Genomic DNA, 14,346 nt, shown 5'->3' on the forward strand with positions numbered 1-14,346 from the left:
GGTTCTATGTCCGTATCCTTCAGACGCGGGGATAAGGTCAAACATTGCCACTTGTTCCCGAACGTGGCCGGAAAAGTTTGCAGTGTCCTGATGAGCCGAAGCAGCACTTTCAGCCACTTGAGCCATTCCTGTAAAGTTTCGCGCCCGAAACAAAATATAAGACTGGCTATCCCCCGGACCGAGGCGCACGCTCAACGTTCGCAGCCCGTCTTGCGGCGTTTTATCTGTGAGGAGAACGCCTGGTAGCGCTCCCGCCTTCCTCCGATCGAAAGGAGAGCGTCATGAAAACAGGGCGTCGTTTCAGATACTCAGAATCACCAACAGAGCGCCTTCTCGAAGAAGCGCAAAATCTGCGAGACGCGGCGATGATCCTGCCTCATGGACCGCTCCGCGACGCGGCCCTGAGAAAGGCGCGGCAGACCGAAGCGGCGGCCCATATGGACGGCTGGCTCAACTCGCCCAGGATCGATGCCAAGGCGCTGGAGGGCATCGATGCTCATGCAGCGTAGGTCCATCTTCGGGCAACTGCGAGACACCCTCGCCAATGATTGGATAGTGAAGGCGCGCCCGTCGCAACTGGCACCGCCTGGCGACTGGTCAATCTGGTTGCTGCTCGCCGGTCGCGGTTTTGGCAAGACACGCGCCGGCATCGGCTGGGTGCGGTCGCTGTATCTCGCCGGGTGCGGTCGCATCGCACTGATAGCACCGACCGCGGCGGACGCACGGGACCGAAGTTCTTGAGGTGTTGGAAATTATTCACGCTCACGGGCCTCAAGCCGGCTTCAATTTTGATAGATCATAGACAGCCGCGCGCCGGCGCGGGTAGGGCTTTGACCCCCAGTGATGCTCTTTGGCGTTTGGATTGAACTGCCGCGCCTCGTGGCGGTGCACATGACGGCCATTCGCGCCAGGAACACCTAGGCAGGATCGCGCTACCGCGTCTTCGATCCGTGACCGAGGTCACAGCGATCTGCGAAGCAATCTGACATTTCGTTCTCGATCAATGGAACAGACCCACCGTGGAGCTGTAGGAGAGGAGCGGCCGAAAATGGACATTATCGCCCGAAAGAATGAAATCGCTCTAGAGAACAAATCGCCGCACGGCAATGGCGACATGGCGGTCTTGCGAGACGATGAGCTTGATGCCGTTACCGGCGGAGTCGGCAAGACCATTGGAGCAAAAGCCAAAATTATAGACGGCCGGTTTAGTACATCACCCTTGGTTTGCCCGCATTGAGCGCATCGCCGATGGCGGGCGAGGGGTGCGCTGGCCCATGAAAACCGAGCATGCGCATGTTCTAGCCTTGCACGCGATCTGATGCGCATTCTTGCGCGCCCGCGGGCCGGGACGTTTTCGCGTGCGCATGCCGGATCGAAACAACCGCGCGCGGTGAAGCCCAATTCTACAAGCCGGCGGAAGCCGGCGGATGGCGCTGAGGGATTCTGGCGCGGAGGTACTCCAAAGTAGCTCTGAACGATCAACCCACTTACGGTAATTTGGCTCGCCGTTGGTCGCTTTTTCGCGTTGCCCGCGGGTTGGAATGAACGGCCCCAGCGCGGCCTCCCGCCCTTGCTGGGACCGCTCCTGAAAGGAGCATGATGACTGACGGGCAACGTTTCAAACCAATCGACCCGCTAGACAAAGACCTCCTGAAGGAGGCTGAGCGTCGCTGGAGAGAGGCCCGACGCACCCTGCCTGGAGTGATGGAACGCGACAGGCTGACTTGCAGAGCGCTTGCAAAACCGGCCTCCCACATCAACGGGAAGCAAAAGCATAAGGCCGCGCGCGTTTCGGTCGAGCACACATCCTTTCGGGTATTGCCGAGGTGGCAGTTGGGAATCGATGAGACGGCGCGTTAGCCCATTGACCCCGCGCAAGGCGAGCTGAAGCCGCCACAACCGATCAAGCGAACAGCTCCGCGCCGGCCGGCGTGAATTTCACGAAGGTTCCGGACTCGTGCAGCAACAGCCAGCCGCGGGATATCGCAGATCAAGCCCAGCTTTGTATTCGGCCGGGGTGGCGCGCTCCTGGTACAGCATCGGCGCGTTTATCTTCTCGATGTAGATCTTTCCGTCTACCGGCTCGGTCGCGTTGGCGATCTCCAGCAGCTTGCGCGCAGCCTTTTCAGGATCGGAATAGGGGCGGTCGGTGCTGAACTTCATGCTTGCTGCGAATCCATATGCGCTTCGTGAACGTGACGGTCGGTTACCGCTATATCGATCGCCGCGCCACAGAAACAGCGCGCCCGTCCACGACTCAATTGAGTCGGCAGCGGCAGGCCCGCGTCATGCATGGCGTCTTTCCATGCCGTCCAGGCGCGCTGGCGCCGGTACTCGACGAAGTCGGCTTCCGTGCACCGCGGCAGATAGTCCGTCCACGCCCGGTTCGAAGCCGGCTCTCGCTTCGTCGAAGCTTGGCGTGTAGCCGCTGCGGGAACGACCGCGATGTGATGCCGGGTAGAAGCCGACGTCCCATCAGGCCGGACTGGATCGCGATCGTGCCTACCTGAACGTCACCGTAAAAGACGTGCCAGCAGTCGGAGCGTTCGGGGTGAGGGCGGCGGGTGAGGGCGGACATGCCCCCATTGAAGCGCGCTCGCGGCGTCTAGGCAAACGATCCCAGCGCTTGGGTTCGTAACTGCCGCGGCATACTCGGGATTGCGCTGTATCTTCAGCCGGAGCTGGACAAGCCGAACTGCTTTGCTCGTTTTCTGTACCGCCGTTGCAATCGAGCATAGACAGCTTGGCGTGTTCGATTCAGTTCAACAGCTATCTCGGCGGCTTCCTTTCCGGCATCGAGAAGCTCATCAAGCTTCTGCTCCTCTTCGGAGGTCCAACGCCGTCTCGCTGGACTCGGAGCTGTCATTTCTTCGCCTTGGGTTGGGCTTTTGTGGGCGGTGGCGCTGCAGCCTCGCGCCCCAGCCGCTCGGCCTTGAGACGCTCGCGGTTTTTGAGAACGCCTTTTGCGCGATCTCGTGCTCGGTCATTGCCTTTTCGGCGTCGACTTGGCGGAATGCCTTACGCGCTTCGCGCTCGGCTTTGCTGATCGGCTTCTGTGGTTCAGCTTTGCCCGGTGTCTTAGTCATTTCTTAGCCCTTCAGCCAAGATCTCGACAAGCCGCAGTTTTCGGCAACCAGAGCGAGCAAGCAAGCGACAAGAAAACCTCGACAACGATCCCAGTCTTTCCGGCTAGCGATCGCAATCGAGCGGCTCCGAGTTCACTGATCTTGAAGCGAGCGCCGACGACTAGTCTGTTAAATTCTTCCACGTCACTCACAATTTTACTCCACGGTAAAAAACAGACTTAGAATGAAATTTTTAAACTAATGTCCCGGCCCAGCTGTTCCAAACGGACGGCTTGTTTACGAAGGGGCGGCGGAGGTACTCCAAAGTAGCTCGGAACGATCCAACAAGCTGCGTTAATTGTGGGCACCGCTGGCGCATTTTTCGGCGCTGCGGCTGGAATGGGCGGCCCCAGCACAGCCAGCCCCTGCTGGGGCCGCTTTTTGAGGCTAGAAGATTTAAGCGGCTCGGCAAATCGCTTGCTCTGATATTGGCTTCCGAAACCCATTTTGCGACTGGAACAAAGCGCAACGTGCACCAATTGGTGAGGCATGATCGATCCCGATTGCCCCATCTGCCACGGTCTAGGCTGGGTGTGCGAGAACCACCCGTACAAGGCTTGGGACCGCGACAAGGGCTGCGAGTGCGGCGCGGGGATGCCGTGCGAATGCCAGCGCGCCAACGGCCTTGAGCAGCCTGATATCAGCAAGGTGATGGACGATCGTTAGCCATGAAATTTGTAGCCTACGCCGTCGACCTCAGCGGCACACGGCGCTGGCCCGGTACGACCTGGTGGCCACCGATACGAAAACCGCAGAGCAGGAAGCTCGGCAATACCTAGAGCTGCATCCGGTTATCGAGGTGTGGTCTGACGACCACCGGCGGGTCGCGCGGCTCGTGAAGCGTTAAGACAATCGTCCAGTTAAGCGTGCCGCCAACTGGCGCAGCAACGGCTAGCCGTCGAGATGGTTGAAGGTGGCGATCTTCTCGGCGCCACGCCACAGCTCAACGTCGTGGCCGCCAACGAGTAGCTTCGCTTGCTCTCTGGCGGCTTCTGCGTCTTGCAGAATATGGCCGTCCCGGTCGAGCAAATAAGCGCGGTATTCTGGCATTGCTAGCGATCCCAGCGTTCGGGCAGTCATGCCCTCATGCGGCGCACAGCTAGGTTCAGTTTCTTCGCCTTAGCTTGGACGCCCATAAAAGACCTGTGAAGTTCCTTACCGATGCTCCGGGCGTCTTTTCCGGCCTGGACCATTGACCGTAGCGCAGCCACCTCGGCTTCCGTCCAGCGGCGCGTTTTGTATGGCGCCCGCCGTGTTATCATTTGTTCTTCGCCTTCAGCCCCAGGTCTCCCAACGTGATGGGGAGACGTGTGACGCCTTTCGCCTTCATCAGTACGACGTTAATGGCCTTTGCCCGGCCGCGAACAGATGCCGGTGTCCGCTTCATCCGTTCCGCGATCGTTACTGAGGTGCGGCCTTCCGCGGCGAGCTTGCGAAGGCGATCGTCATCTTCAGGCGTCCACGGCTGAATAATGCGCCTCTTCATTTTCCCTTCGCCTTTAGCCCCCGCCCCACAGCGCTGCGGCGTGCCGAACAGCGGTCGGCGGAACGACCACATAACTTATGGTGAGAGTAGGCGATGCTGATACAGGCGAACGCATCACCTCGTGTCCGCTGTTGTTCCTAGCATCTGGTCGATCTGGTTCTGGCTGCGCTGGTAATGGAAAACGATGAAAACCATCGCGAGGCAGGAAACCACGATTACCGCGATGCCGATCGCCCTCATGCGCGCCTCCCTCCCTAAAACCGGCCTGAGAACAGCTTTAGCGTATTTACTGGGATATTGTATCGTTGAGAGCATCCTATTTCTTCGCCTTCAGCCCCAGCTGTAAAAGCCGGCGGACTGTGACCTTCTCATTTCGACCACAGGCAATGGTGATATCCAGCCTTTCAGCATTTGCGCGTATCGCCGATCTTGATCGCCTCATATGAGTGGCAATGTCTTCGCTTCCTAAGCCCGATTGCGCTAAATCGCGGAGGCGTTGATCCTCTTCTTTCGACCAAGGCGCGCTGCTGGTCACTTCTTCGCCCTCAGCCCGATCTCGACCAGGCGGCGGATGGCAATTCTTCCGGCGCATTCGTCCCCTAACGGGGCAGGTTTCGATGAGCACTATGCGCGCACTGGATGGAACTCCGCCAGCGAGACCGGCACTAAATGCACATGCAACATGTGCAGCCCCGCCCTGCGGTCCCGTCGATCGCGCGTACTGGTTCACGCTCACTTCTGAAAGGAACTTCGCAGGACACAATTGATGCGTAATTCTCATAGACGACGGGACCATGAGTATTGCATATCAGCTAAAGCTGCCTCCGTTCGCCCCAGCGGTGATCTTGCTATCCAGCCTGTTGCTCGGAGGATGTGCGAGTTCAGCTGGCTCGTCACTGATGGACGCGCGAGCTGAAGTGCCAACGTCACAAAAAACTAGCAGTTATCCTGCGGTGTTTGATCCCTCGCCCAAGCGAAAAATACCTGCCATGACACCTGACGAACGGTCGAAGCTTTCGCAAGAACTCAACGCCGCGCTTGATCGAGCGGCTGCCGCAAAAGCGCAAGGCGGCCCTCTGAAACCCATCAACCGCTAATTCGCATCCGGCTTAGATAGGCGAGGGGGCGGGAATGCGAATCCTCGGAGTATTGGAAAGAACGGCCCCAGCGCGCGGCGGTGCACTGGAGCCGTCACTTGGATTTGCCAACCGGCCAGCGGGGAAAGATGACCGGAGGGCGACGAGTCCGACTCCGCGGCCTGCGAAAGGTTCCTACAGCGGATGATGGGAGAGTTGTGGCGCCGCGCGTTTTTGCATTCACAAACCGGTATTTTGAGCCGGCTTTTCTGGCCAATGAAAAAGGCCGCAGGCGTTGCGCGCTGCGGCCTTGTCCGGGAAAACTGATTGTCAGTGCAATAAAAATACTCCCAGTCCCGATAACGTCGAGGCTGGCGCAAGACTTTCGGCCGGGGAAGTCTTAGTTTGTGTCCCCGCAGCGGAACAATCTGCATGTTGCAGGGCGGTGACAGTTCACTCGCTGCCTAAGTCCCCGCTCGTCAGCCAATCAAGCCCGCCGGTTCACCCCGACGGGTTTTTCTTTGGCTTTTGCCGCGCGCGGAGGAATGTTCGGTGGGACTTTCAATCGGACGGTCTTTGATAAGGCCGGCTTTGCCAGCGAACCGAATTGAGCAGCCCATCGGCGCTCGAAGCGTCTTTGTACGTCAAGTGGAATAGTGCTCATGGCTGAAGCTTCGTTCTGGATCGCCCAACATTCACAGAACGCGTGCGGCGGCTTAAAGGTCCTCACGCCGAATGTGCTATGGGCGGCATTGCTCCTTATCCTCTGGATGCAGCGTCGCCTTTTCGGCTTGAAGGACGCCGATAGCTTCTGCGGTCAAAGCTGATGCTAGCCTGTCATCGCGTTGCATGCAGGCGTTGAAAGTTATCGATCTGCCTCTCTAGTTCAACGCACTTGCCGCACATGGCAGCCTCCGCATTTGCGCGAGTTGAGTCCGCCCCCTGAACCAAGACCGGCACGGCCCTTTTGTTTCATACGTAAATCAACCCGCATTCGGCGGCGTCAGTGCGCAGCCTTTCCAATAGGTTTGGTAGTCCTTCATTGGAATGCCCCGCCCGCAATTTCGATTGGGCCAGCTAATTATCCGGCGGCTTGCGATGGCGGGCTAGGGGCGGGAAGCCCATACCTTGCCGCGCGATCGGCTAGTTTTCGATATGCTGCTGCCTGCTCCTCGAACTGCGCTTTGACCTCCGGCCTCTCCTCGTGGGCCGCCAACCGTTCAAAAGAGAGCGCGTGGTCCAAATATTCGTTGAGCAGCTTCATCGCAGTTTCCCCAGACGGCGCCCATCACAGGCTGCTCAAATGATCCATCACGAAAAGCAGCGGCGGGTTTTTCTTCGCCAGCCGTACAGGAACTTTCCTAATTTTCCCGATTTGTTTTGGTAGGAAAGTGAGGAGGGTTGAAATGGATCGTCGACGCTGGTCCGAAGATGACATCGCCAGGCTTCGCGGCATGGCTCAAAAAATGCCGGGCTCGCAAATAGCAGTCGAGGTGGGTAGGGGTGTTGCGGCCGTCGCAGTTAAAGCGCACGAGCTGAAACTTTCGCTCCGGATAAAGCGGAAGGAAGGAAGCCACTCACCTACCGCGGCGGACGCTAATACGCATGCGGCTTAGATAGGCGAGGGCACTTAAAATACGAATCCACTCACACCAAAGCGAATGGCCGTTTTGCGTAGAATTACGCAACTGGAAAAAAATACGAATTGCCTTGAGGGGCAAAAATGGAATGTGGGTACAGATGTAGTTATGCTTGGGGTTATTCAGAATAAGTCTTTATTTTTAATGTGTTGTTCGAATAATTGGCGGAGCCGGAGGGATTCGAACCCTCGATAGGGCTTTACAACCCTATAACGGTTTAGCAAACCGCCGCCTTCAGCCTCTCGGCCACAGCTCCGTGAGGGCGGATATGCCCGACGCGAGGGCGGGCCGCAAGCGGCAGATTCAGGTTACGCCGGGGTCATTTAGCGACGCTGCCGCCTCCTGGCGCGGCTGGTACGCCAATTCGCATCTGGCGGCGCCGGTTTGAGAGGCTTCCTTGCGGGCTTCGGAGCCCCGTGCGGACAGGCGGTCAGGTGGCGTCCGCTCAATAACGGCTACTTTGGGATCATTTCGCGCGTGTGTCAGGCGACACGCTGTCAGCGATTCGGCGCCATTCACCGCGGATTCGGATGAGCCGGGGTGTCTGCCAGGGTAAAGGCGCGTTTCGGCCGTCCCTAACAGGGCCTTTTGCAATCCTGGGCGCGATTCCGCTGAGCCGTTCGTTGCCGCAGCCGTTCCGGTAAAGCGACGCCCGCGGCCACGGAGCCTTTATATGGCTGCGATGGTTATATGGCGGCGAACGGGCATTACGGCGGTCGTTTTGCCGATCCTCATTTCACCACGAGTGTGACGGTCTGACGGGATTCGGTGATTTTGGGTCCTCGATTCGACGCCGCAATACGTCCGAAGAGGGAAAACCGCCCGTCGGCCCGTCGCCAGCGACAATTCTAGAGGCAAATGGAGCTTTCAAAAAATATCTATTTGAAACAATTAGTTATGGAGAAATCCCGATCACGTCCGCGTGTTATTTGTGCAACACCCTTTGGAAAAGGCGCTGAGTCATGCGTCTGGAAGCGGTTCCTTTGTTGCGTGTGCAGAAGTCCTCGGTAATTGTGATCACGCGACGGAGGGGGGCATCCCGAGGTCGTCCCGTTAGGTGGTTCGCTTAAGTCCACCCGCGCTACGAGGAGCCGTTGTTTTCCTTGGTAGTTTCAACGGCGCTTTTATCAGCTTTGTACGACCTTTCGTACCGGGCAACAACTTGGAGGTTAACATGAAGATGGTTAAGAGCCTTATCCTCGGCTCAGCGGCGGGTCTGGTCGCCATGAGTGGAGCACAGGCCGCCGATCTTCCCGTCAAGGCCAAAGCGGTCGAGTACGTGAGGATCTGCTCCCTGTACGGTGCTGGTTTCTACTACATCCCCGGCACGGACACCTGCATCAAGCTGGGTGGCTACCTGCGCGTTGAAACGGCATTCAACGGCTCAGTTTACAATTCCGCCACCGCCGCGCAGCTGGGCGCGCAAAATCGCTTGACCAACTACTACACCACTCGTTCTCGCCAAGACTTCAACATCGATACGCGCACTGCGACCGAATACGGCGTCGTCCGCACCTACTTCGATGCGACGTTCTCTTGGACGACAGGCACATACGCCGGTACTGGCGCTGGCGGCACCTTCTACTCTGCGGCTGCCCAGTCCGGTGGTTTTGGTGGCGTTGGTAACCCGTCTGACGGTGGTATCGCGGGCGGTTCGCTCGGCGTCTACCATGCGTTCATCCAGTTCGCTGGGTTCACCATGGGTAAAACGATTTCCCAGTTCGACGCTCCCTGGGTTAACTATCCCGCCAACAACTACGACGGTCTCGTCGGCGGTAGCGGCCAAGTCACCGGCGTCAACCAGTTGACTTACACCGCTCAGTTCGGAAACGGCGTGTCGGGCACCTTGTCGCTCCAGGATCCGACTGCTCACACTCAGAGCAATCTGATCAACGCGAGTGCCGGTCTCTTCACCGGTCCGGGCTTCGCCGGCGGTAGCTACGGCGCCAGCGCTTTCGGTGGAACCAGGGCTCCCGACATCATCGGCGTGCTCAAGGTCGACCAGGCTTGGGGTCTGTTCCAGTTGTCGGCCGTTGGGCATAACAACCATGCTGGTTATTACGGCGGCTTTGAACCAACCGGTCATCCCGGCGACAAGTGGGGCTGGGCTGTGCAGGGTGCCTTGCAGATCAAGAACCTCCCGACCGGAGCGGGTGACACTCTGAACTTGCAAGCTGTCTACACGGACGGTGCAACGCGTTACAACCTCCAAAGCTTGGTTGGTCAGAACTTCGCGATGTACGGCGGCACCAATCTGCCGGGTGCCTATCAGAGCGTTGGCCTCGCAGCCGCAGCTGACGGCATCTACGCGACAGGAACCGGAATTGACACGGTGCAGACCTGGGGCTTCCGCGGTGGTTACAACCACAACTGGGATCCCTACTGGAGCACGGGCCTTTACGGTGCTTACGCTGCGGTGAACTACAAGGGCGCTGGTACCGCGCTGATCTGCGGTGCTCTCGGAACCTTTGGCGCGGTCACCGCTGGTATCACCACCTGTAACCCGGACTTCAACATCGCTCAGGCGGGTATAATCACTCGCTGGACCCCGGTGAAGGGCCTGACGTTCTCGGCAGATGCCACCTGGATGCATCTCGACCAGAAGCATGTCGGAGTGGTTGCTGCGGCAGCAGGAATTGCCGGTGTAGCCAAGCCGGCAGCCGTGTACGAGCTGAAGGACCAGAACACCGTGAGCCTGCTGCTCCGCGCTCAGCGCAACTGGTAATCCAGTCGTCTTATCAACGTCTAAGCGAGACCCCGGCGGGAAACTGCCGGGGTTTTTGCTGTGTTGTATCGGAAGGGTATAGCCCAGCGACACACACAGATGAGACGTCATCTCCGTCTCAATAGGATTGACTTGCCAATTTTGAGACAGTATTGTCGCGGGTCTAGAACCTAACGAGACAAAGGGCACTCACCATGACCATCATTGGCTACGCTCGCGTGAGCACAATTGATCAGAACCTTGAAATTCAAGAGACCGCCCTTCGTGCTGCTGGATGCGAAGTGATCCGTTCAGAGAAGCGGAGCGGGACGACCACAGCCGGGCGCGCAGAGCTTCAGACAGTCCTGGAGTTCCTTCGCAAGGATGACGTTCTGATGGTGACGCGCATTGATCGGCTCGCACGCAGCATTGGAGACCTTCAGGACATCGTCCGTACTGTTCGCGGGAAGGGCGCTGCTCTTAAGGCTTCCGAACAACCCATCGACACAAGCACGGCAGCAGGCAAGGCCTTCCTCGATATGCTTGGGGTGTTCGCAGAGTTCGAGACCAATCTCAGGAAGGAACGCCAGCTTGAGGGCATCGCCGATGCCAAGGCTCGGGGCGTGTACAAGGGTCGCAAAGCGAGCATTGATCCTTCGATGGTTCGCGAGATGGCCGCGCAGGGCCTCGGTGCAACGGCAATCGCTAAGGCTCTCCACATTGGGCGCGCGTCTGTTTACCGCGCTCTCGAGGGAGCCGGATGAGCCGGTGATTTGGGTCCCATGCTCGCCCTCAAATTCCCCGAATTTTCCCAAGCGCGACTTCAAACTGCAGGGGCTTTACAACCGCTGCTGCTAGACCGAACGCTGCAGTGTGTTGCACTGGATTGCTGGTTGCCCTCACAGCTTCAAAACGTTTCTTGGGCATTTCCACCGATGCCGTTTGCTGGACTCTGGAGAGTCCCTCAGAGCCTCTGAAGAGGCCGCTACCCTGAGCGGGAATGAACGCAAACGAGTCTAGGGAGTTCCTCAGGTGCCTCTGGGCGGCGCTAAGCAGAGCCTCGACAAGAGCGACCTCCGGCTTAGTTTGCGACAACATTCTAGGGCTACCCCCGTACCGCCAGTTAATTGCATGGGCTTCTCACGGCGTCCAACGACCACCAAAACGCTCGTATCCGACCTCACAAAATACGCGCTATGTGCATGTGAGCCCCTCATGAACCACCTACGAGTTCCCCCGAGGCCTTCCTCAGAACCTCTGCGGCTCCTCCGGCACCCTGCGCGCCTCCAGTTCCTTGCGCTCCCGCTGGTCTGCGATGAACTCGTCGGCTAACTCTTGGTTCTCGGGTCTCCACAACCACTCAGCGACCAACGTGTGGACTAAGGCAGCGTTCACTCGCTCCAAGGCAATCGCCGCGATTTCATGATCCTGTCGGAGCAGGAACCCAATGCCTGCCGCTTCGATCCTCTTGACAATCTTGTCGGCCGCTTTCTGCATCCAAGTCTCAGGTTCCCATGGCTCTCCGCCATCGTCAGTGCTCATCTTGCCAAGTGCCTGCGCGTAGGTCATGCCGTCGATGGTCGCCGCTTCAATTCCCTTGGCCTTGAGGGCCTTAAGCACCTTCCGCATCCCGTCGATGCTGCTGGGCGACACCGCGGTCTCACTGCTGATCCACTCTCGTGTCGGCAGCGGGTCGCGCTTCCCAAGCGTCCACGCAGCTTCTCGCTTATCGTTGCGGGACATCGGGAGCTTGTCTCTGATGTTGCCCGCCCGCCCAGCATCTGACGCGCCCTCAAGCGTTCCTTCGAACACCGTCGCCGGGATCATCTTCCGCCATTGTGCTGTATCGTAAGCTGCAAGCCGGTGGTGGCCATCAACCACGTAGAACGCGTCTCCCACGGTGAACACGAGGATCGGGTCCAGGGGCTTTCCTGTATCTCTAATCGCGTTCGCCAGTGTCTGGATGTGGTCATCGCGTGCGCCCTCGTTCTCATTCGGCAATCGCCATTGGAAGGCCTTAGCAGCAACGAAGATGCTGTCCCTCTTGAGGTTGCAGCGCCCTTTTGGTTGCTCAAAAGAGGCATCTGTCTTTGCGAGTAACGCCGCAATGTCGGCCAGCGTGTGCCCAGTATCTCCGGGCTGAACTATCTCGGACCCGCGAAGCCTCGGAGGCCTGCGTGATCTTTGCGGTCTAATCTTCTTCGCCATCCTCAAGCCTCGCAAGTTGCATAATTGCCGTGTGGGTCTTGTTACGGCTGGCCAGCCGTTCAACCCACGCTGTATGGCGGGAATTTTCTAATCGCTTCGGCCAGGTCCTCAGGAATTGGCTTGGTGTAGGTCCTACCCGTCGTCGGTGGTGTGTGGCCGGTGATCGCGTCGCTATAGCGCTCATCCATCCCAATTCGCGCCGCTTGTGCTTTAAACGTATGTCGCCATGCATGGTTCGGACTTAGCTCAAGATCGGTGATCCCGAGAGAGCGTACCCATGCTCCTAAGCGGCCGCGCGTACGTTCCGCCGCGCTCTGTCGCGGCCTCTTCTTGCCAGGCGGTGAAGCAGTCATCCTCTCAACATCATAAAACAGCGGACCGCCCTTTGCCCTGTCGACGAACTCGAGGAAGCCCTGTGAGACCAAGTGTTCGTGCAGAGGAATGGTCCGCGCGTTACGCGTTTTAATCTTTCCGGCAGACGGTGTAAGGCGCGCGAAGTAATCGTTGCCTCTTTGCAGGATGTCGATCCCGCGCAGTTGCGTAATCTCACCCGCACGCGCTCCACTGTAGGCGCAAATCCATGGCACCCAGCGTCGCGCTCGTTCATCAAAGGATTTCCTATCGTTACAGGTAAGGGCCGCGGCAAGAATAACCTTGGCTTCATCCTGGCTGAAAGCTTTGGTTTCTCGCTCGACATTCTTGCGGGGCACACTGATCCGGACGTCACGGAACGGATTGCTCTTGACTAGTTTCTCCGCCATGCCCCAAGCGAACAGGGTTTTGAGCGCCGTTTTCCAAACCGTGGCGACCGTGTGCGCCGAACGCTCCTCAGTGATTAGGCCGTTCATCCACGGCTTAGCGCCGGCGAACTCTATGTCAGCGGCATCCGGAAAATGTTCATCAGCAGCATTGAATACAGCCGACCATCGGTCGATTGTGCTTGTCGCTGGCTGGACTGCTTTTGCCCAAGCCTCGAACAAGGCTTTCACTCCAAGGCGGTGGCCAGGCTCGGCAGGTCTCTCGTATTGCGGAAACCAAGCGAGTGTGCCGTCGGACGCATAATTGCCGCGCGCAATGTTTTCCAAGCGCACGAATGCGCTGTACAGGCTGCCTGCGACAGCATCAATAAACAGATTATTCGCGTCGGGCGTCAAGCTCTTACCGTGTTCGATCAGGAAGGTTCTTGTCTGAGCGTCTGTCGCTATCGTTGGTCTTATTGCTGCGCGCACCTCTACGTCATATTGCCAATCCCAATGCGGATCATCTTCGGGACGATTTTCGTACTCTTCGGGGGCATGAGGGCGGATTATGTCCCACATCAGGCTGTTCGCTAAGGCGTTCCAGTGTCCCGGCGTGCAGATGTCTTTCTCTTGGCGAGCGATGAACCAAGCGTACCAGACGCCTGCTAAGGCATAAGCGTTTTGGCGGGTGAGAGGCTCAGGGGCCTGCTGCCTTGAGGCACGAAGTTTGCCGATCCGCATTTCAATGTCCGCCAACCACTCGCCGAAGCGCGCCTTGGCTTCGTGTTGGGAAGCGGGGTGGCCAAGATAGAACTTTTCCTCCCAGGCCATCCCGTAGCGGGCAGCATAGTCGGACCGAATGTCCTTCGGGATTACCTTCCGAGCAACGTACGCTCCAGTGGTCGTCCGCTTCAGCTTAGCCACAAGCACCACCATTTGTACGACGCCTTGTACTTATCGGCATCCAAATGGCGTTGGCAATCAATAAGTTATTGATCTTACAGACCTCGACGCTCCGGTTCCCCAGATCGCTTAAGTCCCTCGCGTTAAGCGGGAGTGGTCCGAAGGCGCGAAGCGACTAAGCGGGTTTCATGGGATTAAGGGAACCAACCTTAGGGTGTTTGCACCCGGCGGATCCGGAACCTTCCCTACAGAGCAACTTGGAGGTTATCATGAAGATGGTTAAGAGCCTTATTCTCGGCTCAGCGGCGGGTCTGGTCGCCATGAGCGGAGCACAGGCTGCCGATCTTCCCGTCAAGGCCAAAGCGGTCGAGTACGTGAGGATCTGCTCCCTGTACGGTGCTGGTTTCTACTACATCCCCGGCACGGACACCTGCATCAAGCTGGGTGGCTACCTGCGCGTTGAA

15 protein-coding genes and 1 tRNA gene are annotated in these 14,346 nt (G+C 58.2%); 8 read left to right on the top strand and 8 right to left on the bottom strand.

What is annotated here, in order from left to right; genetic code table 11:
• Nucleotides 1-281: 281 nt before the first annotated feature.
• Complete coding sequence (locus tag JQ575_RS20290; RefSeq protein ID WP_212034968.1) at nucleotides 282-509, top strand: hypothetical protein; 228 nt, start codon at nucleotides 282-284, stop codon at nucleotides 507-509.
• 539 nt (nucleotides 510-1,048) lie between these two features.
• A complete protein-coding gene (locus tag JQ575_RS20295) occupies nucleotides 1,049-1,237 on the top strand; it encodes a hypothetical protein (RefSeq protein WP_212034969.1) in 189 nt (62 codons plus the stop codon).
• A gap of 701 nt (nucleotides 1,238-1,938) precedes the next feature.
• Here the strand turns inward: JQ575_RS20295 and JQ575_RS20300 are convergent.
• Entirely contained in the window at nucleotides 1,939-2,163 is a 225-nt protein-coding gene (locus JQ575_RS20300; protein ID WP_312015976.1) for a hypothetical protein, read from the bottom strand.
• Nucleotides 2,164-3,614: 1,451 nt separating this feature from the next.
• On the opposite strand from JQ575_RS20300, the gene JQ575_RS20305 reads away from it, so the two are divergent.
• A complete protein-coding gene (locus JQ575_RS20305) occupies nucleotides 3,615-3,791 on the top strand; it encodes a hypothetical protein (RefSeq protein ID WP_212034970.1) in 177 nt (58 codons plus the stop codon).
• Nucleotides 3,792-4,016: 225 nt separating this feature from the next.
• On the opposite strand, the gene JQ575_RS20310 is transcribed toward JQ575_RS20305, so the two are convergent.
• The 3 genes from JQ575_RS20310 to JQ575_RS45745 form a co-directional block, all read right to left on the bottom strand.
• Nucleotides 4,017-4,175 (bottom strand): hypothetical protein, encoded by a 159-nt coding sequence (locus JQ575_RS20310; RefSeq protein ID WP_212034971.1) that lies wholly within the window; start codon nucleotides 4,173-4,175, stop codon nucleotides 4,017-4,019.
• Nucleotides 4,176-4,383: 208 nt separating this feature from the next.
• On the bottom strand, nucleotides 4,384-4,611 hold the full coding sequence (locus tag JQ575_RS20315) for a hypothetical protein (RefSeq protein ID WP_212034972.1): 228 nt from the start codon (nucleotides 4,609-4,611) through the stop codon (nucleotides 4,384-4,386).
• Between the two features lie 114 nt (nucleotides 4,612-4,725).
• Complete coding sequence (locus JQ575_RS45745; RefSeq protein ID WP_283813480.1) at nucleotides 4,726-4,851, bottom strand: hypothetical protein; 126 nt, start codon at nucleotides 4,849-4,851, stop codon at nucleotides 4,726-4,728.
• Nucleotides 4,852-5,405: 554 nt separating this feature from the next.
• Between JQ575_RS45745 and JQ575_RS20320 the strand changes: the two genes are divergently transcribed.
• Nucleotides 5,406-5,708, top strand: a complete 303-nt coding sequence (locus JQ575_RS20320; RefSeq protein WP_212034973.1) for a hypothetical protein — start codon at nucleotides 5,406-5,408, stop codon at nucleotides 5,706-5,708.
• Between the two features lie 641 nt (nucleotides 5,709-6,349).
• Nucleotides 6,350-6,514, top strand: a complete 165-nt coding sequence (locus JQ575_RS20325; RefSeq protein WP_212034974.1) for a hypothetical protein — start codon at nucleotides 6,350-6,352, stop codon at nucleotides 6,512-6,514.
• Between the two features lie 254 nt (nucleotides 6,515-6,768).
• On the opposite strand, the gene JQ575_RS20330 is transcribed toward JQ575_RS20325, so the two are convergent.
• Both JQ575_RS20330 and JQ575_RS20335 read right to left on the bottom strand, forming a co-directional pair.
• Entirely contained in the window at nucleotides 6,769-6,951 is a 183-nt protein-coding gene (locus JQ575_RS20330; protein ID WP_212034975.1) for a hypothetical protein, read from the bottom strand.
• 538 nt (nucleotides 6,952-7,489) lie between these two features.
• Nucleotides 7,490-7,583: transfer RNA gene (locus tag JQ575_RS20335), tRNA-Ser, on the bottom strand.
• 918 nt (nucleotides 7,584-8,501) lie between these two features.
• Between JQ575_RS20335 and JQ575_RS20340 the strand changes: the two genes are divergently transcribed.
• Nucleotides 8,502-10,052: a porin gene (locus JQ575_RS20340; RefSeq protein WP_212034976.1), complete on the top strand. Its 1,551-nt coding sequence runs from the start codon at nucleotides 8,502-8,504 to the stop codon at nucleotides 10,050-10,052.
• 194 nt (nucleotides 10,053-10,246) lie between these two features.
• Entirely contained in the window at nucleotides 10,247-10,795 is a 549-nt protein-coding gene (locus JQ575_RS20345) for a recombinase family protein (RefSeq protein ID WP_212034977.1), read from the top strand.
• A 484-nt stretch (nucleotides 10,796-11,279) separates the two neighbouring features.
• Here JQ575_RS20345 and JQ575_RS20350 read toward each other — a convergent pair whose 3' ends face one another.
• Nucleotides 11,280-12,239 (bottom strand): ParB/RepB/Spo0J family partition protein, encoded by a 960-nt coding sequence (locus tag JQ575_RS20350; RefSeq protein WP_212034978.1) that lies wholly within the window; start codon nucleotides 12,237-12,239, stop codon nucleotides 11,280-11,282.
• Nucleotides 12,240-12,298: 59 nt separating this feature from the next.
• Nucleotides 12,299-13,915: a tyrosine-type recombinase/integrase gene (locus JQ575_RS20355; protein ID WP_212034979.1), complete on the bottom strand. Its 1,617-nt coding sequence runs from the start codon at nucleotides 13,913-13,915 to the stop codon at nucleotides 12,299-12,301.
• Between the two features lie 236 nt (nucleotides 13,916-14,151).
• Here JQ575_RS20355 and JQ575_RS20360 point away from each other — a divergent pair.
• A partial coding sequence (locus tag JQ575_RS20360) for a porin (protein ID WP_212034980.1) occupies nucleotides 14,152-14,346 on the top strand: 195 nt, incomplete at its 3' end.

Source organism: Bradyrhizobium sp. JYMT SZCCT0428, from assembly GCF_018131075.1.
Classification (GTDB): Bacteria; Pseudomonadota; Alphaproteobacteria; order Rhizobiales; family Xanthobacteraceae; genus Bradyrhizobium.

What these genes read in the sequence shown, in the direction of transcription:
- JQ575_RS20330 (WP_212034975.1), bottom strand. Translation starts at nt 6,951, where the DNA reads ATGAAGCTGCTCAACGAATATTTGGACCACGCGCTCTCTTTTGAACGG.
- JQ575_RS20320 (WP_212034973.1), top strand. Translation starts at nt 5,406, where the DNA reads ATGAGTATTGCATATCAGCTAAAGCTGCCTCCGTTCGCCCCAGCGGTG.
- JQ575_RS20305 (WP_212034970.1), top strand. Translation starts at nt 3,615, where the DNA reads ATGATCGATCCCGATTGCCCCATCTGCCACGGTCTAGGCTGGGTGTGC.
- JQ575_RS20325 (WP_212034974.1), top strand. Translation starts at nt 6,350, where the DNA reads ATGGCTGAAGCTTCGTTCTGGATCGCCCAACATTCACAGAACGCGTGC.
- JQ575_RS20355 (WP_212034979.1), bottom strand. Translation starts at nt 13,915, where the DNA reads ATGGTGGTGCTTGTGGCTAAGCTGAAGCGGACGACCACTGGAGCGTAC.
- JQ575_RS20300 (WP_312015976.1), bottom strand. Translation starts at nt 2,163, where the DNA reads ATGAAGTTCAGCACCGACCGCCCCTATTCCGATCCTGAAAAGGCTGCG.
- JQ575_RS45745 (WP_283813480.1), bottom strand. Translation starts at nt 4,851, where the DNA reads ATGAGGGCGATCGGCATCGCGGTAATCGTGGTTTCCTGCCTCGCGATG.
- JQ575_RS20310 (WP_212034971.1), bottom strand. Translation starts at nt 4,175, where the DNA reads ATGCCAGAATACCGCGCTTATTTGCTCGACCGGGACGGCCATATTCTG.
- JQ575_RS20340 (WP_212034976.1), top strand. Translation starts at nt 8,502, where the DNA reads ATGAAGATGGTTAAGAGCCTTATCCTCGGCTCAGCGGCGGGTCTGGTC.
- JQ575_RS20290 (WP_212034968.1), top strand. Translation starts at nt 282, where the DNA reads ATGAAAACAGGGCGTCGTTTCAGATACTCAGAATCACCAACAGAGCGC.
- JQ575_RS20345 (WP_212034977.1), top strand. Translation starts at nt 10,247, where the DNA reads ATGACCATCATTGGCTACGCTCGCGTGAGCACAATTGATCAGAACCTT.
- JQ575_RS20295 (WP_212034969.1), top strand. Translation starts at nt 1,049, where the DNA reads ATGGACATTATCGCCCGAAAGAATGAAATCGCTCTAGAGAACAAATCG.
- JQ575_RS20350 (WP_212034978.1), bottom strand. Translation starts at nt 12,239, where the DNA reads ATGGCGAAGAAGATTAGACCGCAAAGATCACGCAGGCCTCCGAGGCTT.
- JQ575_RS20315 (WP_212034972.1), bottom strand. Translation starts at nt 4,611, where the DNA reads ATGAAGAGGCGCATTATTCAGCCGTGGACGCCTGAAGATGACGATCGC.